Source organism: Janthinobacterium sp. HH102 (assembly GCF_001758625.2).
Lineage (GTDB): Bacteria > Pseudomonadota > Gammaproteobacteria > Burkholderiales > Burkholderiaceae_D > Janthinobacterium.
This window is the reverse complement of sequence record NZ_CP062062.1, coordinates 214,968-236,437: the sequence shown is the minus strand read 5'-3', so window position 1 is coordinate 236,437 and position 21,470 is coordinate 214,968. Positions and strand designations below refer to the sequence as shown.

At 63.6% G+C, this 21,470-nt stretch carries 18 protein-coding genes and 1 tRNA gene; 7 read left to right on the top strand and 12 right to left on the bottom strand.

Features of this window, described 5'->3' with window-relative positions; all coding sequences use genetic code 11:
• Positions 1-71 precede the first annotated feature (71 nt).
• Positions 72-148: transfer RNA gene (locus JAB4_RS00975), tRNA-Pro, on the top strand.
• Positions 149-312: 164 nt separating this feature from the next.
• Here JAB4_RS00975 and JAB4_RS00970 read toward each other — a convergent pair.
• The 12 genes from JAB4_RS00970 to JAB4_RS00915 form a co-directional block, all read right to left on the bottom strand.
• Positions 313-1,236, bottom strand: coding sequence for a hydroxymethylglutaryl-CoA lyase (locus JAB4_RS00970; protein ID WP_070223180.1), 924 nt, complete (start codon positions 1,234-1,236; stop codon positions 313-315).
• A gap of 1 nt (position 1,237) precedes the next feature.
• Positions 1,238-2,170 (bottom strand): glyoxylate/hydroxypyruvate reductase A, encoded by a 933-nt coding sequence (locus JAB4_RS00965; protein WP_070223178.1) that lies wholly within the window; start codon positions 2,168-2,170, stop codon positions 1,238-1,240.
• An 11-nt stretch (positions 2,171-2,181) separates the two neighbouring features.
• Complete coding sequence (locus JAB4_RS00960) at positions 2,182-4,209, bottom strand: acetyl/propionyl/methylcrotonyl-CoA carboxylase subunit alpha (RefSeq protein ID WP_070223176.1); 2,028 nt, start codon at positions 4,207-4,209, stop codon at positions 2,182-2,184.
• A gap of 165 nt (positions 4,210-4,374) precedes the next feature.
• Positions 4,375-5,421, bottom strand: coding sequence for a biotin synthase BioB (bioB, locus tag JAB4_RS00955; protein ID WP_070223174.1), 1,047 nt, complete (start codon positions 5,419-5,421; stop codon positions 4,375-4,377).
• A gap of 31 nt (positions 5,422-5,452) precedes the next feature.
• Positions 5,453-6,244, bottom strand: coding sequence for a dethiobiotin synthase (gene bioD / locus JAB4_RS00950; protein ID WP_070223173.1), 792 nt, complete (start codon positions 6,242-6,244; stop codon positions 5,453-5,455).
• The gene (gene bioF, locus JAB4_RS00945) at positions 6,234-7,430 is read right to left on the bottom strand and encodes an 8-amino-7-oxononanoate synthase (RefSeq protein ID WP_070223172.1); all 1,197 of its coding nucleotides are present in this window, start codon (positions 7,428-7,430) and stop codon (positions 6,234-6,236) included. Before bioF ends, bioD begins: the two co-directional genes overlap by 11 nt.
• A gap of 1 nt (position 7,431) precedes the next feature.
• Positions 7,432-8,760 (bottom strand): adenosylmethionine--8-amino-7-oxononanoate transaminase, encoded by a 1,329-nt coding sequence (gene bioA / locus JAB4_RS00940; protein ID WP_070223171.1) that lies wholly within the window; start codon positions 8,758-8,760, stop codon positions 7,432-7,434.
• Between the two features lie 45 nt (positions 8,761-8,805).
• A complete protein-coding gene (locus tag JAB4_RS00935) occupies positions 8,806-9,594 on the bottom strand; it encodes an enoyl-CoA hydratase/isomerase family protein (RefSeq protein ID WP_070223170.1) in 789 nt (262 codons plus the stop codon).
• A 21-nt stretch (positions 9,595-9,615) separates the two neighbouring features.
• Positions 9,616-11,238, bottom strand: a complete 1,623-nt coding sequence (locus JAB4_RS00930) for a carboxyl transferase domain-containing protein (RefSeq protein WP_070223169.1) — start codon at positions 11,236-11,238, stop codon at positions 9,616-9,618.
• A gap of 40 nt (positions 11,239-11,278) precedes the next feature.
• On the bottom strand, positions 11,279-11,728 hold the full coding sequence (locus tag JAB4_RS00925) for a YchJ family metal-binding protein (RefSeq protein WP_070223167.1): 450 nt from the start codon (positions 11,726-11,728) through the stop codon (positions 11,279-11,281).
• A gap of 78 nt (positions 11,729-11,806) precedes the next feature.
• Positions 11,807-13,093, bottom strand: a complete 1,287-nt coding sequence (locus JAB4_RS00920; RefSeq protein ID WP_071650245.1) for a D-amino acid dehydrogenase — start codon at positions 13,091-13,093, stop codon at positions 11,807-11,809.
• 93 nt (positions 13,094-13,186) lie between these two features.
• Positions 13,187-14,503 carry a serine hydrolase gene (locus JAB4_RS00915; RefSeq protein ID WP_083287349.1) on the bottom strand — a complete coding sequence of 439 codons (1,317 nt, stop codon included), beginning with the start codon at positions 14,501-14,503 and terminating at the stop codon, positions 13,187-13,189.
• Between the two features lie 227 nt (positions 14,504-14,730).
• Here JAB4_RS00915 and JAB4_RS00910 point away from each other — a divergent pair, with 227 nt between their 5' ends.
• From JAB4_RS00910 to JAB4_RS00885, 6 genes are all read left to right on the top strand, one after another.
• Positions 14,731-15,471: a GntR family transcriptional regulator gene (locus JAB4_RS00910; protein ID WP_070223163.1), complete on the top strand. Its 741-nt coding sequence runs from the start codon at positions 14,731-14,733 to the stop codon at positions 15,469-15,471.
• A 123-nt stretch (positions 15,472-15,594) separates the two neighbouring features.
• Positions 15,595-16,476, top strand: coding sequence for an N-acetylmuramic acid 6-phosphate etherase (locus JAB4_RS00905; protein WP_070223161.1), 882 nt, complete (start codon positions 15,595-15,597; stop codon positions 16,474-16,476).
• A gap of 45 nt (positions 16,477-16,521) precedes the next feature.
• On the top strand, positions 16,522-17,820 hold the full coding sequence (locus JAB4_RS00900; RefSeq protein ID WP_070223159.1) for an MFS transporter: 1,299 nt from the start codon (positions 16,522-16,524) through the stop codon (positions 17,818-17,820).
• Positions 17,821-17,911: 91 nt separating this feature from the next.
• A complete protein-coding gene (locus JAB4_RS00895) occupies positions 17,912-19,573 on the top strand; it encodes a family 10 glycosylhydrolase (RefSeq protein ID WP_083287348.1) in 1,662 nt (553 codons plus the stop codon).
• 94 nt (positions 19,574-19,667) lie between these two features.
• Positions 19,668-20,615 (top strand): BadF/BadG/BcrA/BcrD ATPase family protein, encoded by a 948-nt coding sequence (locus JAB4_RS00890; RefSeq protein ID WP_070223155.1) that lies wholly within the window; start codon positions 19,668-19,670, stop codon positions 20,613-20,615.
• Between the two features lie 30 nt (positions 20,616-20,645).
• Entirely contained in the window at positions 20,646-21,446 is an 801-nt protein-coding gene (locus tag JAB4_RS00885; protein WP_070223153.1) for an N-acetylmuramoyl-L-alanine amidase, read from the top strand.
• Positions 21,447-21,470: the final 24 nt, after the last annotated feature.

Here is a 21,470-nt window from a genome sequence, read left to right as displayed (position 1 = left end):
CGTAAATAATTTACACAGAGTTTCACCTGACCCTTGACCGAAGTCGATACGGCCTGTATTATCTTGGTCTTCGGAGTGTGGCGCAGCCCGGTAGCGCACCTGGTTTGGGACCAGGGGGTCCAAGGTTCGAATCCTTGTACTCCGACCAAATTTGTAGAAAAAAACCCAAGAGTTTCGGCTCTTGGGTTTTTTTTCGTCTGTACGGTTCGGGTAGGTCGACGTAGGTCGGATTAGCGCGCAAGCGCGTAATCCGACAACACCAGGATCATGGCCAACATTGTTGTCGGGTTAAGCGCTACGCGCTAACCCGACCTACGCCGCGAGGCGTTTCGCCGCCAGTGCATTGCCGGCGCGGCTGGAGCCCTTGCGCCCCAGCTGCTGCGCAATGAACTGGCCCGCATCGACCACCAGGTCCAGGTCGATGCCGGTGGCGATGCCCAGTCCCTGCATCATGTACAGCACGTCTTCTGTTGCCACGTTGCCGGTGGCGCCCTTGGCGTACGGGCAGCCGCCCAGGCCCGAGACGGACGAGTGATAGATCGTAATGCCCGTTTCCAGGCTGGCGTAGATGTTCGCCAGCGCCTGGCCGTAGGTGTCGTGGAAGTGGCCGGACAGGCCGCCCACGTGGAAAGCCGCGATGGCGCGCTGCATCACCGCCTGCGTCTTTCTCGGCGTGGCCACGCCGATGGTGTCGGCGATGTCGATCTCGTCGCAACCAAGGTCGCGCATGCGGCCCACCACGTCGGCCACGGCGTCGAGCGGCACGTCTCCCTGGTAGGGGCAGCCGAAGGCGCAGCTGATGCTGCCGCGCAGGCGCAGGCCGTGTTCCTTGGCTGCCTTCGCCACGCCTTCGAAGCGGGCGATCGATTCGGCGATCGAGCAATTGATGTTCTTTTGCGAGAACGCCTCGGAGGCCGAGCCGAAGATCACCACTTCATCGGCCTTTGCCGCCAGCGCGGCCTCGAAACCCTGCATGTTCGGCGTCAGCGCCGAATAAATCGTGCCGGAGCGGCGCGCGATTCTCTCCATCACTTCCGCGCTGGTGGCCATCTGCGGCACCCATTTCGGCGAGACGAAGGACGCCGCCTCGATATTGGCAAAGCCGGCCAGGGTCAGGCGGTCGACCAGCTCGATTTTGACGGCGGCACTGATGGTTTCCTTCTCGTTTTGCAGGCCGTCGCGCGGCCCCACTTCGACGATCTTGACCTGCTTGGGCAAACTGGTAGTAGGGTTCATCTCAATATCCTTGCAAACGGTTGACGATGCCGGCGACCACGTCTCCGGCGTGCAGGCGGCGCATCTTGGCGGCGATCTGCGCCACGCTTTCGCGGCGCAGGGTAGCGGCCGAAATATGCGGCGTGATGGTGATGCGCGGTTCTTGCCAGAACGGGTGCTGCTGCGGCAGCGGCTCGTTGCGGAACACGTCGAGGGTCGCCCCGGCGATATGCCCGGAGCGGATCAGGGTCAGCAGATCCGGTTCGGCCAGATGCGCGCCGCGCGCCACGTTGATGATGTAGGCGCCTGGCAGCAGCATCGACAGGCGCGCGCGGTCGAGCAGGTTGTGCGTGTCCGGCGTGAGCGGCAGCATGCACACGAGCACGCGCGTGCCGCGCAAGAAGGCATCGAGCCCTTCCTCGCCCGTAAAGCATGCGACGCCATCGACGTGCTTCTGGCTGCGGCTCCAGCCACGCAAGGGAAATTCGAATTGCGCCAGCGCTTGCAGCACGCGCATGCCCAGCACGCCCATGCCCAGCACGCCGACGGGGAAATCCATCTTGTCGAAGGCGGGCAGCGGCTGCCAGATGCCGGCGCGGCCCTGCGCCTCGTAGTCGTCGAAACGGCGGAAGTGGCGCAGCACGGCGTGGCTCACATACTCGGCCATCTGCACGCCCATGCCCGCGTCGTCGAGGCGCACCAGCGGCACGTGCGCGGGCAGCGCCTCGCCGAATTTCAACAGCGCGTCGACGCCGGCGCCCGTATTGAAGATGGCTTTGACGTTGGCCAGCTCGGGCAGCATGGCGGCCGGCGGCTGCCACACGACGGCGTAGTCGCAGGGCGCGACCGCCTCGCCTTCGCGCCAGAAGTGGATTTCAGCTTCGGGCAGCAAGTCTTTAAAATCGGCGATCCACGCCGCTTCCTTGCCATCCGAACGTTGTAAAAGGATGCGCATCGTGCCAGCCTCTATGCGGCAGCCTTGAAGGCCAGCAGCGGCGCGCCATCGGCCACCTGGTCGCCGACCGCATACAGCACGTCTTCCACCAGGCCGTCGTGCGGCGCGGCGATCGTGTGCTCCATCTTCATCGCTTCCATGATGACCAGCGGTTCGCCCTTTTTAACATCCTGGCCTTTGTTGACCAGCACAGCGACGACCTTGCCCGGCATCGGCGCCGTCAGGCGGCCGCCCTCCGCTTCCGTTTCACCCGCATGGGCCATCGGGTCGCTGTAGTGCAGCGTATAGTGCAAGCCGCTGGTGAATACGTGGAACTGCTCGCCGTCGCGCAGCACCGTGCCATGCACGGCACGCTCGCCCAGCTTGATGTGCAGCTCGTTGCCTGTGCGCGCCGTCAAGGTGAGAGGCTGGCCGTTGAACAGCCAGCCATCGGTCTTGTAGGCGATGCGCGCGGCATAGGCCTTGCTGTCGCCGGCCAGCGCGAATTCATCGGCGAACGACAGGCTGCGCCCCAGGGTGCTGTTCAAGCGCCAGCCCAGGGCATTGCCCCACGGGTCGGCGCGGTTGGCCGACTGCGCTTCGGCGGCCGTTTTTTCTTCCAGCAGCAGGGCGACGGACGCCAGCGCCAGGGCCGTGTCGGGCGCCGCCTGCAGGGCGGGGAACAGCGACGCTTGATTGCGCTCGATGAGGCCCGTATCGAGATCGGCCGAGCTGAATGCCTGGCCTTCGACCAGGCGTTTCAGGAAGGCGATATTGCTGGCCAGGCCCACGATCTGGTAGTCGGCCAGCGCCTGCGCCATGCGCGCCAGCGCTTCGCGGCGGTCCGCGCCCCAGACGATCAGCTTGGCGATCATCGGGTCGTAGAACGGCGAGATGGCGTCGCCTTCGCGCACGCCCGAATCGATGCGCACGGCGGCCGGCACCAACGTGCCACCCAGTTCGAACGTCACGGCTTGCGGCGACTGCATGTGGCGCAGGGTGCCGATCGATGGCAAGAAACCCTTTTCCGGGTTTTCCGCATAGATGCGCGCCTCGATGGCGTGGCCGTGGATCGTCAATTCATTCTGTTTTTTCGGCAGCGGCTCGCCAAAGGCGACGCGCAATTGCCATTCCACCAGGTCGGTGCCGGTGATCATTTCCGTTACCGGATGTTCCACCTGCAGGCGCGTGTTCATCTCCATGAAGTAGAACGAGCCATCCTGGTTGGCGATGAATTCCACCGTGCCCGCGCCCACGTAGCCGACGGCCTTGGCGGCGGCGACGGCCGCTTCGCCCATGGCGGCGCGGCGGTCCGCCGGCATGCCCGGCGCCGGCGCTTCTTCCAGCACCTTCTGGTGACGGCGCTGCACCGAGCAATCGCGCTCGAACAGGTAGATGCAGTTGCCGAGCGTGTCGGCAAACACCTGGATTTCGATATGCCGCGGACGCGACAGGTATTTCTCGGCCAGCACCTTGTCGTCGCCGAAAGAGCTGATCGCTTCGCGCTTGCACGAGGCCAGCGCCGCCTTGAAGTCGGCGCTGTTTTCAATGACGCGCATGCCCTTGCCGCCGCCGCCGGCCGAAGCCTTCAGCAGCACGGGATAGCCGATCTTGTCGGCCTGGCCGTGCAAAAATTCCGCATCCTGATTCTCGCCGTGGTAGCCGGGCACCAGCGGCACGTTCGCTTTTTCCATCAGCGACTTGGCGGCTGATTTCGAGCCCATGGCGCGCATGGCGGATGCCGGCGGGCCGATGAAGACCAGGCCCGCCGCGTGGCAGGCGTCGGCGAAGTCGGCGTTTTCGGACAAAAAGCCGTAGCCGGGGTGGATCGCTTGGGCGCCAGTGGCCAGCGCCACGGCGATGATCTTGTCGCCGCACAGATAGCTTTCCTTGGCCGGCGCGGGGCCGATCAGCACCGCTTCGTCGCAGACGGCGACGTGCTTGGCGTTGGCGTCCGCTTCCGAATACACGGCGACGGTCTGGATGCCCATGCGGCGCGCGGTAGCGGCGACACGGCAAGCGATTTCGCCGCGGTTGGCGATCAGGATTTTAGTGAACATGGTCTCTCTCTCTCTATTCTCTCAAAAAGGGGCAGCTGTCTCTTGTCATGGACGTTGTGTGCTGGCGTGTCGGCTTACGCGCTTTGCGCTAAGCCGACCTACGCATTGGTGAGGCGGTATTCGTAGGTCGGGTTAGTCGGCACGGCGTAACCCGACAGGGCTGGATCAGCAGCCGCACTTCTCTTTCTGTACCGATTCGAGCATGGCGCCGCGTGTCTGCAAGCCCAGTTTGTTCAACAAGACGCGGTCGTCTTCCGCTTCCGGGTTGTCGGTGGTGAGCAGCTTGTCGCCGTAGAAGATGGAATTGGCGCCAGCCAGGAAGCACATCGCCTGTACGGCTTCGCCCATCTGGCGGCGGCCGGCCGACAGACGCACGCGCGCTTTCGGCATGGTGATGCGGGCCACGGCGATCGTGCGCACGAATTCGAACGGGTCCAGCGCTTCCAGGCCGAACAAAGGCGTGCCTTCCACCTGCACCAGGTGGTTGACGGGCACCGATTCCGGGTACGGATTCAGATTGGCCAGCTGAGCGATCAGGCCCGCGCGCTGCAAGCGCGTCTCGCCCATGCCGACGATCCCGCCGCAGCATACTTTCAAGCCCGCTTCGCGCACGCGGCCCAAGGTATCGAGGCGGTCCTGGTATTCGCGCGTCGAGATGACGTTGTCGTAGAACTCGGGCGCCGTATCGAGGTTATGGTTGTAGAAGTCCAGGCCCGCGTTTTTCAGGCGGTCCGCTTGTCCTTCTTCCAGCATGCCCAGGGTGGCGCAGGTTTCCAGGCCCAGCGCTTTCACTTTGCTGACCATCTCTTCGACTTTGTCCATGTCGCGATCCTTCGGGCCGCGCCAGGCGGCGCCCATGCAGAAGCGCGTGGCGCCATTGGCTTTCGCCTGGCGGGCCGCGTCGAGCACCGTGTCGATGTCGAGGATTTTCTTCGCTTCCACGCCCGTGTCGTAGCGGGCCGCCTGCGGGCAGTAGCCGCAGTCTTCCTCGCAGCCGCCGGTCTTGATCGACAACAGGGTCGCCAGTTCCACGTCGCCGTCGGGGAAGTTGACGCGGTGGGTTTGCTGGGCCTTGAACATCAAGTCATTGAATGGCAGGTCGAACAGGGCCAGCACGTCGGCGACGGGCCAGGTGGCCGCTTCCGGCACGGTGATGCGCGCCGCTGGGCGGTGCAGTTCGACGGTTTTTGCTGCTTCTTGGACGTGAGACATGTGATTCCTTCGTTTCTATTTTTGAATGCGTTTAAGTGTTGGGATGCTGCGCCGGCCAGTTGGGCAAGCCGGTGAAATCGAGATACGCGGCCGCCGCTTCCGCAGTGGGTTGCGCCAGGCGCGGCACCCTGCCCAGCAGCGGCGCCGGGATGCGCTCGATCAGCGCATCGATATTTTCGTCGAGGAAGCGCATTTCCACTTCCAAGGTGTTGGCGACCCAGCCGATCACCGTCAGGCCACGCGCCTCGATGGCTTCCACCGTCAGCAAGGCCTGGCTGATGCAGCCCAGACGCATGCCGACCACGAGGATCACGGGCAAATCGAGCTGCTGCGCCAGGTCGGCCGAATCGAAACCGGGCGACAGCGGCACGCGGAAACCGCCCACGCCTTCGACCACGACGGCGTCCGACGCGGCGGCGATTTCCAGGTAGGCGGCCAGGATCGGTACGGACTCGATGCTCACGCCTTCGAGCGCGGCGGCGATGTGCGGCGCGGCCGGTTCCTTCAGCATGTAGGGCGTCGTCAGGCTGCGCAGCATGGTGACGTTGCCGGCGGCGATCAGGCTGTCGGCGTCTTCATTATGCAGTTCGCCGTCGCGCATCTCGGCGCCGGCGGCCACGGGCTTCATGCCGCAGGCGCGCACGCCGCGCGCCACCAGCGCGTGCAGCAGGGCCGACGACGTCAAGGTCTTGCCGATTTCCGTGTCGGTGCCGGTGACGAAACAGGCAAAGCGCGAGGGCAGGCCGATAGTGGCCGGTGCCGGCTGCACGGCCGGCGCCAGGTCCGCCAGCACGTCCGCCACGATAGGGTCATCAAGGCTCATGGCGAGTCCTTTCCAGGGTGTTGACTGCGTTGATCAATTGCGCCACTTCCTGCGCCGTATGGCCGGCCGACAGGGTTACGCGCAGGCGCGCCGTGCCGGCAGGGACGGTGGGCGGGCGGATGGCGCCGACCCACAGGCCTTGCTGGTACAGATTCGCGGCGACGGCCAGCATGTCCGCATTGTCGCCGATGATGACGGGCTGGATGGCGGAGAGCGACGGCAAGGCTTGCCAGCGCTGCAGCTGCAAGCCCTCGTTCCATTGCGCCACCAGCGCGGCCAGGTGCATCCGGCGTTGTTTTCCTTCTTCACCGGCGATGATGTCCAGGCTGGCCAGCAGCGCATGCGCCAGCGCGGGCGCGGCTGCCGTGGTGAAGATGTAGGGGCGCGCCTTCTGGATCAGCGTTTCGATCACGGCTTCATGCGCGCAAACGAAGGCGCCGCCCACGCCAGCCGATTTCCCTAACGTTCCCACATACACGAGGTAGGGCGAATGCAGGCCGAAGTGTTCGAGCGCGCCGCGGCCATTGGCTCCCAGCGCGCCGAAGCCGTGCGCATCGTCGACCACCAGCCAGGCGCCATACTGCTCGCACAGGGCCAGCAGCGCGGGCAGCGGCGCCAGGTCGCCATCCATGCTGAAGACGCTGTCGGTGACGACGATTTTCGTTTTGGCTTTGCTTTCCGCCAGCAGGGCCGCCAAGGCGTCGAGATCCGCATGCGGATACACGCGCGTCTTGACGCGGGACAAACGCGTGCCGTCGATCAGCGAAGCGTGGTTCAGCGCTTCCGAGAAAATCTCCGCGTCCGGATCGCCCGCCGCCAGGGCGGTGATCACAGCCAGGTTGGCCATGTAGCCGGTGCAGAAATACAGTGCGCGCGCCTGTTCCAGGTTGGCGCCGACAAACGCGGCCAGGCGTTCTTCCAGTTGCGCGTGGGCGCGGCTGTGGCCACTGATCAGGTGCGACGCGCCGCTGCCGGCGCCATACAGGTCGGCGCCCTCTTTCAGCGCATCGACGATGCGCGGATGCGACGCCAGGCCCAGGTAGTCATTGCTGCAGAAGGCCAGCATGTCGCGCCCATCGACCGTCAGGCGCGGCGCGCACGGCGTGTCGACGGTGCGGCGGCGGCGGATCAGGCTGCGCTCTTCCAGCCCTTGCAGCTGCTGTTGCAATTGCGCGATCAGTTCCATCTCAGGCTCCGATCACTTTGTTGAAGACGGCCAGCGTCTGCTGGCCCAGGCCCGCGATTTCTGTGTCGTCGAGGATGTACGGCGGCATCAGGTAGACGGTGGAGCCGATGGGGCGCATCAGCAGTTCGTGTTCCAGCGCCGTGCTGAAGAAGCGGCGCGAAAAATCGGGCGCCGCATCGACGGCGTCAAACGCCCAGATCATGCCCTGCTGGCGGAAGTGTTTTACGCGCTCGTGCTGCGCCAGCGGCGCCAGGGCGCGCGTGATTTTTCCGGCACGTTCGCGGTTGGTGGCCAGCACATCGTCTTCCTCGAAGATCGACAGGGTCGCCAGCGCCGCGCGGCACGCCAGCGGATTGCCCGTGTACGAGTGCGAATGCAAAAAGCCGCGGCGCACGTCGGTGCTGTAGAACGCTTGATAAATATCTTCGCGCGTCATCACGAGGGACAGCGGCAAATAGCCGCCGCTGATGCCCTTGGACAGGCAGACGAAGTCGGGCCAGATGCCGGCCTGTTCGCAAGCAAAGAAGGTGCCCGTGCGGCCGCAGCCGACGGCGATTTCGTCGAGGATCAAATGGACTTGATAGCGGTCGCACAGGGCGCGCACGAGCGACAGGTACAGCGGGTCGTGCATGGCCATGCCGGTGGCGCACTGCACCAGCGGCTCGATGATGATGGCGGCGATTCTTTCGGACTTTTCCTGGAACAGCCGTTCCACGTCGGCCGCGGCGCGGCGCGCCACGTCCTGCGCCGATTCGTTGTCTGCCGCCTGGCGGAAGTCGGGCGACATCACCGTCTGCGAGGCACGCAGCAGGGGGCCGTAGGCATCCTTGAACAGTGCCACGTCCGTAACGGCCAGGGCGCCGATGGTTTCGCCGTGGTAGCTGCCCTTCAAACAGACGAATTCCTGCTTTTCACCCTTGCCGCTGTTGCGCCAGGCGTGAAAACTCATTTTCAGGGCGATTTCCACGGCCGAGGCGCCATCGGACGCATAAAAACTGTGACCGAGCACGCCATTGGTGAGCGCGGAGAGCTTTTCCGACAGCTCGATCACCGGTTGATGCGTAAAACCGGCCAGCATCGCGTGTTCCAGGCGGTCCAGTTGATCCTTGAGTTCCGCATTGATGCGCGGGTTGGCATGGCCGAACAGGTTCACCCACCAGGAGCTGATGGCGTCCAGGTAGCGTCGGCCCTCGTGGTCATACAGCCAGGCGCCGCGGCCATGGCTGACGGGGATGAGGGGAACCGTCTCGTGATGCTGCATTTGCGTGCACGGATGCCACACGCTGCGCAGACTGCGTTCGACCCAGCCCGATTGTTTTTCTGCTTTCAAAACTGCTCCAATGATTTTCTTAGTCCATGAGCTTTGGACTATTAACTAGCCCATGAGCCAACCCGGCTTGCGCTTGTCGAGGAACGATTGCACGCCTTCGCGTCCCTGCTCCGAGGCGCGGATCTGCGCGATGCGCTCGGCGGTGTCCGCCAGCAGCGCGTCATCGACGGGTTGGCCAACGATCTCGCGCACCAGCGTTTTCGCTTGCGCCACGGCGTGCGGGCTGTTGCCCGTCAGGGCTTTCAGTACCTCGGCGGTTTTCGCGTCCAGCGCGCTTGCCTCGACTACCTCGTGGGCAAAGCCGATGCGCAGCGCTTCCTGGGCGGAGAATCGCTCCGCCGTCAGGAAATAGCGGCGTGCCGCGTTTTCGCCCATGGCCTTGATGACATACGGTGAAATAGTGGCCGGGATCAGTCCCAGCCGCACTTCGCTCAGGCAGAAATGCACGTCTTCCGCAACCAGAATGATATCGCATGCGGCGACGAGGCCCATGCCGCCCGCATAGCAGTCGCCCTGGATCTTCGCCACCACGGGTTTCGGACACAGGTAAATCGTGCGCAGCATCTGCGCCAGCTGCAGCGCGTCGGCCTGGTTTTCGGCATGCGTGTAGCCTGCCATCTTCTTCATCCAGTTCAAGTCCGCGCCGGCGCAAAAGGCCGCGCCATTCGCGGCCAGCACGATGGCGCGCACCATGTCGCTGCGCCCCAGCCCCTCGAAGGCGCGCGCCAGTTCGGCAATCGTCGTCTCGTTGAAGGCGTTGCGCACGTCCGGGCGGTTCAGGGTCACGGTGGCGACATTGCCTTCGATGACCAGCTTTAAGGTTTCAAATTCCATGCTCTTCTCCCTGAATGCCGCTTACATGCGGAATACGCCGAACTTCGTGTCCGGGATTTCCGCGTTCAGGGCGGCCGACAGGCCCAGGCCCAGCACCATGCGGGTGTCGGCCGGGTCGATCACGCCGTCGTCCCACAGGCGCGCGGTGGCGTAGTACGGGTGGCCCTGGTGTTCGTATTGGTCCTTGATCGGCTGCTTGAAGGCCGCTTCCTCGTCCGCGCTCCACTCGCCGCCCTTGCCTTCGATGCCGTCGCGCTTGACGGTCGCCAGCACGGAGGCCGCCTGGTCGCCGCCCATGACGGAAATGCGCGCATTCGGCCACATCCACATGAAACGGGGCGAAAACGCGCGGCCGCACATGCCGTAATTGCCGGCGCCGAAGCTGCCGCCGATGATGACCGTGAATTTCGGCACGGCCGCCGTCGCCACGGCGGTGACCATCTTGGCGCCATTGCGGGCGATGCCCTCGTTTTCGTATTTGCGGCCCACCATGAAGCCCGTGATATTTTGCAAAAACACCAGGGGGATCTTGCGCTGGCAGCACAATTCGATGAAATGCGTGCCTTTCAGGGCCGATTCGGAGAACAGGATGCCGTTATTGGCGATGATGCCGACTTTGACGCCATAGATGTGGGCGAAGCCGCAGATCAGGGTGGTGCCGTAGCGGGCCTTGAATTCGTCGAAATCGCTGCCGTCGACGATGCGCGCGATCACTTCGCGCACGTCGAACGGCTTGCGCGTATCGACGGGGATCACGCCATACAGTTCCTGCGTCGGGTATTTGGGTTCGACGGACTCGCGCAGCGCCATCTGCTGCGGTTTTGTACGATTCAGGTTCGAGACGATGGTGCGCGCCAGCGACAGCGCGTGCAAATCGTTCTGCGCCAGGTGGTCGACCACGCCGGACAGGCGCGTATGCACGTCGCCGCCGCCCAGGTCTTCGGCCGTCACCACTTCGCCCGTGGCAGCCTTCACCAGCGGCGGGCCACCGAGGAAAATTGTGCCCTGCTCCTTGACGATGATCGACTCGTCGCTCATGGCCGGCACGTAGGCGCCGCCCGCCGTGCAAGAGCCCATCACGACGGCGATTTGCGGGATGCCCTTGGCCGACAAATTCGCCTGGTTATAGAAGATGCGGCCGAAATGGTCGCGGTCGGGGAAGACGTCGTCCTGGTTCGGCAGGTTGGCGCCGCCCGAGTCGACCAGGTAGATGCAGGGCAGATTATTCTGGTCGGCGATTTCCTGGGCGCGCAAATGCTTTTTCACCGTCATCGGGTAGTAGGTGCCGCCCTTGACGGTGGCGTCGTTGCAGACGATGACGCATTCCTGGCCCGAGACGCGGCCGATACCGGTGATGATGCCGGCGCTAGGGGCCGCATCGACGCCCTTGGCGTCCTGGTACATGGCGTAGGCCGCCATCTGGGAAAACTCGAGGAAGGGCGTGCCGGGATCGAGCAGCATCTGCACGCGGTCGCGCGGCAGCAGTTTTCCCCGCGCCAGGTGCTTGGCGGCCGCCGCTTCGCCGCCGCCGGCCGCGATCTTTTCCACCTTGTCGCGCAGATCGTCGACGATGGCTTGCATGGCCGCGGCATTGGCCTTGAAATCTTCACTGCGCGGATTGAGTTTGCTTTCGATGTGCGGCATTGCGGTTCCTTTTTATTATCGCCCGGTCTCTCGGGTCGCGCTATTCGGGAAAACTGCCGTCGAGATAAAACCAGCGCAGGGCACCACCGCCCTCGCTCGCCTCGCGCACGAAGCGGCTCACCTCATGCAGGCGGTGCGCGCGGCCGTTGACCTTGTAGCGGGCCACGAATTCGACGGTGTCGCGGTGTATCTCTTCGGCTTGATCTGCTGATTCTGCTTTACGTTGACGTAAACGTAAAGCAGATTTTACCTCAAGTCCCAGCCAGTGGACTTTTTCTTCTTCGGCAAATAAAGCGTCGGCGGGACGGGTGCTGGCATGCCAGGTGGCGCGCAGATACGCTTCATCGCGCAAGGTAAACGCCGTGTAGCGCGAACGCATCAGGACTTTGGCCGTGGGCGGCAAGGCGTCGCCCGCGATATACGGGCCGCAGCAGCTGGCGTAGGAGGCGCCGCCGCAGGGGCAGGCGGACAATTTCGAAGGTGTGGACATGCGCTGGCAGACAGGAACATAAAAGTTCCGCAATTATCCGCCATATCGGCAGCGGCGCGTGCGCGCCGCCCTGGCCGGCTATTGTTTCGGGCTGAGGAAGTCCAGCGCGAACGGCGGCGCCTTGCCGGCCATGAGGTCGGCCAGGATGCGCGCCGTGCCGGCGGCAAAGGTAAAGCCCAGCGGGCCATGGCCCACGTTGAGCCACAGATTGCCCACTTTGCTGGCGCCCACCAGCGGCGCGCTGTTCGGCGTGGCGGGGCGCAGGCCGGCCCAGGCCGTGGCCTGGTCATAGTCGGCGCCGTGCGGCATCGCTTCGCGCGCCAGCCGCGTCAGGCCGGCGATGCGGTTCCAGTCGATGCTGTTGTCGGCGCCCACCATGTCGACCATGGCGGCCACGCGCAGGTCGCCGCCTATGCGCGCATACAGCACCTTGCGCTCGAAATCCGTGATGCTGATCTCGGGCGCCCGGTGCTGCGCGCGGATGGGCGCCGTCAGGCTGTAGCCTTTCAGCGGATACAGGGGCAGGTAGATGCCGGCCGTGGCGGCCAGGTCACGGCTCTGGATGCCGGCCGCCAGCACATAGTGATCTGCCTGCAACAGGCCCAGGCTGGTGTCGACGCCCGTGATCCTGCCCTTGTGCGTGAGGAGACGGCGCGCCTCGCCTTTCAATATGAGCGAACAGTTCGGATGCTGCAGCAATCGCGCTTCCAGCGCCAGGCAAAAGGCGTGGCAATCGGCCACCGCCTCGCCCTCGGTAAAGATGCCGCCCGCCAGCGCGCCTTGCAAGGCGGCCAGCGCCGGTTCGCGCTGTACGGCTTCAAGCGGCGACAAGACGATGCGCGCCTCTTCCGATTCGGGCCGCGCCACGGCCCGCTGGAAGATGGCGGGCGAGCGGTAGACGATGAGTTTGCCCGCATCGCGCCAGGCATACGCCTCGGGCGGCACCGTCAGTTCCAGCTGCGCCATGCCGGCGCGGCTTAACTCTCCCAGCTGCAGCAGCTTGGCCGTCGTGCGGGCATTGCTGGCTGCATTGCAATTGCGCAAGAAACTGGCCAGCCAGCGCCATTGGCGCCAGTCCGCCTCGGGACGGAAGCGCAGCGGACCATCTTTCTGCAGCAGCCATTGCAGGGCTTTCAAGGGCACGCCCGCGTCCGCCAGCGGTGCCACATAGCGATAGCTGAGCTGGCCGCCATTGCGGTAGCTGGCGGCGATCGCCACCTGTTCATTGCGTTCCAGTACCGTGACCTTGTAGCCGGCCTCGGCCAGCCACCAGGCCGATGTCAGACCGACGACGCCGCCGCCGATGATGATGACGTGTTGCTGCATGTTGCCTCGCTGCGTTGCGCTCCCATGGTGCGGGAGCATTCGATGAGAGCTTAGAGGCTGGCCATCACGGGAGCCAATGAAACATCATGGTGCAGCCATAACTTTCAGGAATGCACCATTTCAATGCAAGGGCTAGTTGTTGTCAATCGCACCACGGTATAGCGCGGTGAGTATCAATTCCTCGCTGCGCCCCATGGCGGAATACGTGCCCGGATAACGTTCGGGATCGCTGCCCGTACCGCCCACCAGCATCACCATGCCATTCTTGTGCTTGAAATCGAGCACGAAGGCGGAGACCAGGCCATACGCGTCGCCCAGGTGGCCCACGGCCGTGAAGCTGGCGCCTTCGACCAGGCCGTTGCCCTGCTCGATATCGGCATCGAATTGCTGATTACCCAGGCCCCAGACACGGTACAAGCCCCGTTCGCTGTTGCCATTGCATCCGTCCGGCGCCAGCTGCCATTGGCGGCCAAACATCAGCGCGATGCTGGCCGGCTGCAATAGTTGCTTTCCCTGATAGCGGCCACCGTCGAGCAGCATCCGCATGATCTTGCCCAGTCCCGCGGCGGAGATGCGCAAGCCGCCCGTGGGACTAAAGACGGTGGCGTTGCTGCCGATCACATAGTTGGCCAGGCCGGTCGGTGGATGCTGGTCAAAATCGTCGGCTTGCGCGATCCAGGGGCCGTGCGGCCGCCACTCTTCCGTCTCCAGCGTGCGCTTGCGGTACAGGGTGGCCGTGTCCGCCAGCTCTGCCTGAGAGAATGCCGCCGGATGGTAGCCGCCGCGCAACTGCAGGGGATCGAGCAGCAGGCGCCGCATCAGCAAGTCGAAGCGCTCGCCCGTGACTTGCTCCATCACGGTGCCGATCACCCCCCAGTTCAGGTTGGAATACGTAAAGTAGCGGCCGGGTGCCGCGCTGGAATCCCACATCACGTCGCCGCCGGCCGTAAACACGTCACGCAGGCTGCGTTCCGGTCCCCACGAGTAGCCGCCCGCGTCGCGCAGCGAGGAAGTGTGACTGAGCAGGCTGCGCAAGGTCACGGGCCGCTGGGGGAAATGCGGGTTGCGCAGGGAAAAGCCTAAATAAATGCCCACGTCCTGGTCCAGGCTCAGCTTGCCCTGCTCGAGCAAGCGCATCAGGCCCAGGGTCGTCATCATCTTCGATACGGAAGCGATGCGGAACAGGGTGTCCGGCGTCACGGGCAAGCTGTCAGCCGGCGTGGCGCCGATGTGCCGGTAGCCAAATTGTTGCTGATACGACACCTTACCATTACGGATGGCCAGCACGGACAGGCTGGCCAGCGGGTGGGCAGCATCCCCGACGATGGCGGACAGGGCTGCATCGAGCGCAGGCTGCTGGTCCTTGCCGCTGCCGGGTGGCGCGGCCAGCGCGCTCCAGGTCGTGCCCAGCAGCAGCAAGCCCAGCAAACCCGTCATTTTATTGTGCATGTTTCCCTGTGTCGCGATGTGGTGGAGGCATCGCCAGCATAGGGCGGGATCGTTTCCCAGGCTAATGAAAATTGCTTATTTATCTATAATGCAAAGCTATACGTACGGTAAAACATTGTTTTTTTAAATGTATAACCGTTATTTATGGTCATTTTCCATTTATTCATGGGTGGACGGGCTACGCGCAAGCGCCATCGCTATTACACTAGGAGGACAAGGAGAACTGTATGAGCCAGACCAGCGTAGAACTCAAGGTCGATTTAAATGACAATTCGCCTTTATATATGCAGATCGCCCGCAAGCTGAGCGATGACGTACGCAACGGCCGCTACCAGGTAGACCAGGCCCTGCCATCCGAACGTACCCTGTCCGAACTGCTCGACGTATCGCGCGTGACTGCCCGCAAGGCCATCGACCAGCTCGTCGAGCAAGGTCTCGTCGTGCGCCGCCGTGGTTCGGGCAACTATATTGCCCCGCGCATCGAGCAGCCGCTGTCGAATTTGTCGAGCTTTTCCGAGCAGCTGCAGCAGCGCGGTTACCGTCCCGGCTCGCGCTGGCTCAAGCGCGAAGTCGTCATCGCCAGCAGCGACGAGCAGCTGAGCCTGGGCCTGGCGCAGAACACGAAAGTGGCGCGCCTCGAGCGCCTGCGCCTGGCTGACGACGTGGTGATGGCGTATGAAGTGAGCGTGCTGCCCTTCAGCGTCGTGCCGGACCCGGCCGCCGTGGGCGACTCGCTGTATGAATACTTGAGCAGCATCAAGAAGGCCCCCGTGCGCGCCTTGCAGCACATCCGCGCCATGAATGCGACGGACGTGCTGGCCGAGCAACTGGGCATCCCCGATGGCCAGGCCGTGCTGTTCATCACGCGCATCGCCTACTTGGAAACGGGCGAGGCGGTGGAACTAACGCATTCGTATTGCCGCAGCGACCATTACGACTTCGTGGCCGAGATGCGCCGCGCGCCGTAATAAGGCGGCCGCCACGATCCGCGTGCACCCATAAACTCCCGTTATGCCCGCCCGCCATCCTTTCATGGCTGATCTTGCTCGTTGGTATTAAACTGGTTTCACCTTCAACCATGTTCTGAAATCATGTTGAAAACTGAAACCCCGAGCCGGCGGCATCCGGATCTGGACCTGTATCCGGTGGAGCAACTGGTGGCGGCGCTGGTCGACGACCAGTTCTGGGCCGTCGAAGCCGTGCGGCTGGCCTCGCCGCAAATCGGGGCCGCCATCGCGGCCGCCCTGCCCCGCATCGCGGCCGGCGGACGCTTGCTGTACGTGGGCGCCGGTACGTCGGGACGTCTGGGCGTGCTCGACAGCGTTGAATTGACGCCCACGTTTTCCTGGCCGCCCGAGCGGGCCGTCGCCATTCTGGCCGGCGGCGCGGGCGCCATGTTCACGGCCGTGGAGGGGGCGGAAGATGATGTACAGCAAGGCGAACGCGATGTGCTGGCCCTGTTGCCGCAAGAAAATGATGTCGTGATCCTGCTGGCCGCCTCCGGCGCCACGCCGTACGTGCTGGGCGCCCTGCTGGCCGCGCGCAAGGCGGGCGCCTTGACGATCGGCATTGCCAACAATGTGGACGCCCCCGTGGCGCACGAGGCGCAATGCGGCATCGTGCTCGACACAGGCACGGAAGTCATTTCCGGCAGCACGCGTTTGAAAGCGGGTACGGCGCAGAAAATCACCCTGAACACGATTTCCAGCGCCCTGATGGTCGGTTTGCACAAAACTTACGGAAACTTGATGGTAGACTTGAAGCCGACCAACGCCAAGCTGATCTGGCGGGCCGTGCGTCTGACCATGCATGCCACCGGCGCCAGCGAGGTGCAGGCCAGGACCGTGCTGGAGCAATGCCACTATCACGTCAAGGTGGCGATTGTTGCCTTGATCAAAAAAATCAACACAAACCAGGCACAGGCATTGTTGGCCGGCGCGGGCGGCAGTGTGCGGGCGGCACTGGCGGCGTGATCCGATGGCGCGGCATTCTTCTGTCTGGGAGACCAAGAAGGATGTATGGAGCTAGTGAAACAACCCGCCCCGGCGCGTAAAAATAATCCGTGGCTGTGGATCCCTTCCCTGTATTTCGGCCAGGGCATCCCCTACGTAGTGGTCATGACCTTGTCCGTGATCATGTACAAGAATTACGGCTTTTCCAATACGGATATCGCGCTGTACACGAGCTGGCTGTACTTGCCCTGGGTCATCAAGCCCCTGTGGTCGCCCTTCATCGATATGTACCGCACCAAGCGTTTCTGGATCGTCGGCCTGCAGCTGGTGATCGGCGCCGCGCTGGCGCTGGTGGCCCTGACGACGTCCTTGCCCCACTTTTTCCAGATCAGTTTGGCCATCTTCTGGCTGATGGCCTTCAGTTCCGCCACGCATGATATCGCCGCCGACGGCTTTTATATGCTGGGCCTGGAAGAGCACCAGCAGGCGGCCTTCGTCGGCGTGCGCAGCACGTTTTACCGCCTGGCGATGATCGCCGGCCAGGGCGGCCTCGTGTATCTGGCCGGCTATCTGACGCATGCGACGGGCAATGTGCAGCTGGCCTGGTCCGTCGTGTTCGCGATTCTGGCGGGCCTGTTCATCGCCCTCTTCCTGTACCACTATTTTATCTTGCCGAAACCCAAGGACGACCGCCCCAGCATCCAGGACGCCGGCATTTCTCCGCTGCAAGAGTTCATCGCCACCTTTGCCGCGTTTTTCCGGAAGAAGGATATTGTCGTCATCCTCGGCTTTTTGCTGCTGTTCCGCCTCGGCGAAGCGCAACTGCTCAAATTGGCCGCGCCCTTCCTGCTCGACCCCGTCGCCAAGGGCGGCCTGGGCCTCACGACGGAACAGGTGGGCCTCGTCTACGGCACCATCGGCGTGATCGCCCTGACCCTGGGCGGCTTGCTGGGCGGCTTCATCATTTCCCGCTTCGGTTTGAAACGCTGTTTGTGGATCATGGTGCTGTCCGTCCACTTGCCCGACCTGGTCTTCGTCTACCTGGCCAGCGCCTTGCCCAGCAACATTTATGTGATCGCGGGGGGCATTGCGTTGGAGCAATTCGGTTATGGCTTCGGTTTCGCCTCGTACATGTTGTACATGATCATGGTCTCCGATGGCGCGCATAAAACGGCCCATTACGCCATTTGCACGGGCTTCATGGCCCTGGGCATGATGTTGCCGGGCATGGCCAGCGGCTGGATCCAGCAAATGCTCGGCTACCAGCACTTCTTCATCTGGGTCTGCATCGCCACGATTCCCGCTTTCATCATGGCCGCGCTGGTCAAGATCGATCCCGAATTCGGCAAGAAGGCCGAAGTCTGATTCTTTTGAACCGTGCGCCCGCAAGGATGGCGGGCGCACAGTAAAATGCCCGCACCGATAGACCTGCGCTTTACCACTGCAAGGAATTGTTTTGTTGTCTACTTTCAAAAAACGCCTGGGCGCCACGGCCGGCGTGCTGGCCGCCTTGGCCACCGCCACATTGCTCAGCAGCTGTACCAGCACCAGAATGCCGTCCGCAGTGACGCCAGGCGAAGCGGGTTTGCCGGCCGTGCCACCCGTGCAGCACATCACGGGCGAAGTGCCGCCGCCGGCGCCGCGCGAGTTTCGCGCCGCCTGGGTCTCGACGGTGGCCAATATCGACTGGCCCAGCCGCAGCAATTTGCCTGTCGCCAAGCAGCAAGCCGAAGCGATCGCCATCCTCGACCGCGCCAAGTCCTTGAATCTGAACGCGATTGTGCTGCAGGTGCGCCCCAGCGCCGACACGATTTACCCGTCGCAGCTGGAACCGTGGTCGGAATACCTGACGGGCAAGCAAGGCCAGCCGCCATTGCCCATGTATGACCCGCTGGCCTTCTGGGTGGCGCAGGCGCATGCACGCGGCCTGGAATTGCACGCCTGGTTCAACCCGTACCGGGCCCGTCACGCGACGGCCAAGTCGCCGCTGGCGCGCGACAGTTTCGCGTCCACCAACCCCGCGTCCGTCAAGCAATACGGCCGCTACCTGTGGATGGACCCGGGCGATGCGGCCGCTTCGAAGCACACGACGGACGTGGTGCTCGACGTGGTGCGCCGCTACGATATCGATGGCGTGCACATCGACGATTACTTTTATCCATACCCGATCGACGCGCCTGGCGCCGGTGCGGGAGCCGAGACGGCCGCGCTGGACGCGGGCAATGGCGGCGCCAAGCGCGAACTGCCCTTCCCCGATGAGCCTTCCTGGCAGCAATATCTGCTGGCCGGCGGCGATCTCGACCGCGCATCGTGGCGCCGCCAGAACGTCAACCAGCTGATCGAAGCTTTATATACCGGCATCCACCGCGAAAAGAGCTGGGTGCGCTTCGGCATCAGCCCGTTCGGCATAGGCCGTCCCGACCGCCGCCCTGCCGGTATCGTCGGCTTCAGCCAGTACGATAAATTGTATGCGGATGCGGAACTGTGGCTGGCCAAGGGCTGGCTCGATTATCTGTCGCCGCAGCTGTACTGGCCCGTGGCGCAGGCGCCGCAAGCGTTTGGCGTGCTGCTCGATTACTGGCTGGCGCAAAATCCGTATGGCCGCCACGTGTGGCCGGGCTTGTACACGAGTCGCATCGACAATTCCGCCAAATCCTTCACGCCGCAAGAGATCATCAAGCAGATCGAAGTGACGCGCACGCGCCCCGGCGCGAATGGACAAGTGCATTTCAGCATGGTGCCCCTGATGCAGAACCGCAAGGGTGTCAGCGAGCAACTCAAGGCGAGCGTGTATCAAAGCCCGGCCCTGATCCCCGCCACGCCATGGCTGGGCAAGGAAGCGCCGGGCACGCCGGTGCTGGCTTTGCGCCGCGATTCCACCAGCCTGAACGTCAAGTTGACGTCGGGCGGCGGCAAACCCGTGGCGCAATACGCCGTCTGGGCCCGCTATGGCGAAGACTGGCGCTTCACCGTGGTCACTGGCGTGCAGGCTGAACTGACCCTGGTTGATGATGGCATCGGTAAAGTCAATGCAGTGGTGGTCAGCGCCGTGGACCGCCTCGGCAATGAAAGCCCTCGCGTCACCGTGCGGGCACCGTTTACGGCCCCCGCCAAGTAATTGTTGAACGTTCACCGCTAGTCCATAACCTGCAGGCATGAAACATGCGCAAGCTTTCATGCCTGCAAGCTTCGCTTGGCTTTACACTCATGCCATGATTTCCTTCCCTGCAACCAATACTGATACTGCCGTGCTCGGGCTGGGCATCGACGCGGGCGGCACGCAGACGCGCTGGGCCTTGGCCACCGCCGACGGCACCATCGTGGCCGACGGCGCCGTGGAAGGCTTGTCTGCCTTGCAAATGAGCAGCGATGCGGGCCGCGCCGCCGTGCATGCCACGTTTGCAATATTGTGCAAGCAAGTGCTGGCCGTCGGCCAACCGCGCGCCGTGGTGGCGGGCTTGACGGGTTTTGGCGGCGATGATGTGGTGCTGGCGAAAATGTTGTCCGCGTTGCTGGCGCTGAACGCCGGCGACGTCAGCATCGGCAACGATATCGACATCGCCTATCGCGACAGTTTTGAACCAGGCGAAGGTTATCTGGTCTACGCTGGCACGGGTTCGATTGCCGCCTGGATCGATGCCGATGGCGTGTTTCACCGCGCGGGCGGGCGCGGCGTGCTGCTCGACGATGGCGGCGGCGGCTACTGGATCGCGCGCGAAGCCTTGCGCCACATCTGGCGCCGCGAAGACGAGGCGCCCGGCAGCTGGCACAGCTCGCCCATGGCCGAAGCCGTGTTTGCGCAACTGGGCGGCAGCGACTGGTCGCTGTCGCGCGCCTTCATGTATGGCCAGGACCGGGGCGCCATCGGCCGGCTGGCGCTGGCCGTGGCCGCCAGTGCGGATGCCGACCCGCTGGCGCTGGACATCTTGCAGCGCGCGGGACAGGAACTGGCGCGATTGGCGCTGGCGCTGACGGCGCGCTACGGTCCCCGTCCCGTGGTGCTGGCCGGGCGCGCGGCGCAATTGCACCCGGCCATCGCGGCTGCCATGTGCGCCGCTTTGCCTGTATCGTTGATGATGGAGCAAAAAGTTGCCCGTTCGCATGAGGCTGCGGCCAAGCTGGCGGCCAGGGCGGCGAGCCAGCGTACTGGCAAGAACTGAACATTTTATTAACCCGAACACGGATCTTTCATGAAAAAAATCGCCCTCGCCCTGCTGGTGGCACTGCTTTCCGCGTGTACCACGCCCGCGCCGCACCTCGACCATAGCTTGACGGCGCGCAGCCAGAGCCCGCGCGTGAAATTCATCGTCATCCATTACACGGTCAGCGACCTGCCCCGTTCGATCAAGATCCTGACGGAACAAGTAGTCAGCAGCCATTATTTGCTGACGGACACGGATAAGCCGAAGTTTTACGTGCTGGTCGACGAATCGCGCCAGGCCAATCACGCGGGTGTGAGTAACTGGAAGACTTATACACAGTTAAATGTCAGCTCGATCGGCATCGAGATCGTCAACCCTGGCTACAAGGACACGCCGGAAGGCCGCCTCTGGTATCCATTCCCGCAGGCACAGATCGATGAACTCATTCCGCTGTTGAAAGATATCCAGGCCCGCTACAACATCGCGCCGGAAAATATCCTGGGCCACAACGAAATCGCCCCGCAGCGCAAGCAGGACCCGGGTCCGCTGTTTCCATGGCGCCAGCTGGCCGATGCGGGCCTGATCGTCTGGCCCGATGCCAACCGTGTGGCCGCGCAACGCCTCATTTTTGAGCAGCAAGTGCCGGACGCCGTCTGGTTCCAGAAAAAACTGGCCCAGCACGGCTATGCGACGCCGCAGACGGGTATGTTCGACGAAGCGACGCGCAATGTGCTGATCGCCTTCCAGATGAAATACCGCAATACGCGCTTTGACGGCATGCCCGATGGTGAAACGGCCGCCCTGCTGGAAGTGCTGACGACACCGGCCACAGCTGTTGCAACAAAGTAGCATGGCCGTTCCAGCCCATGACTT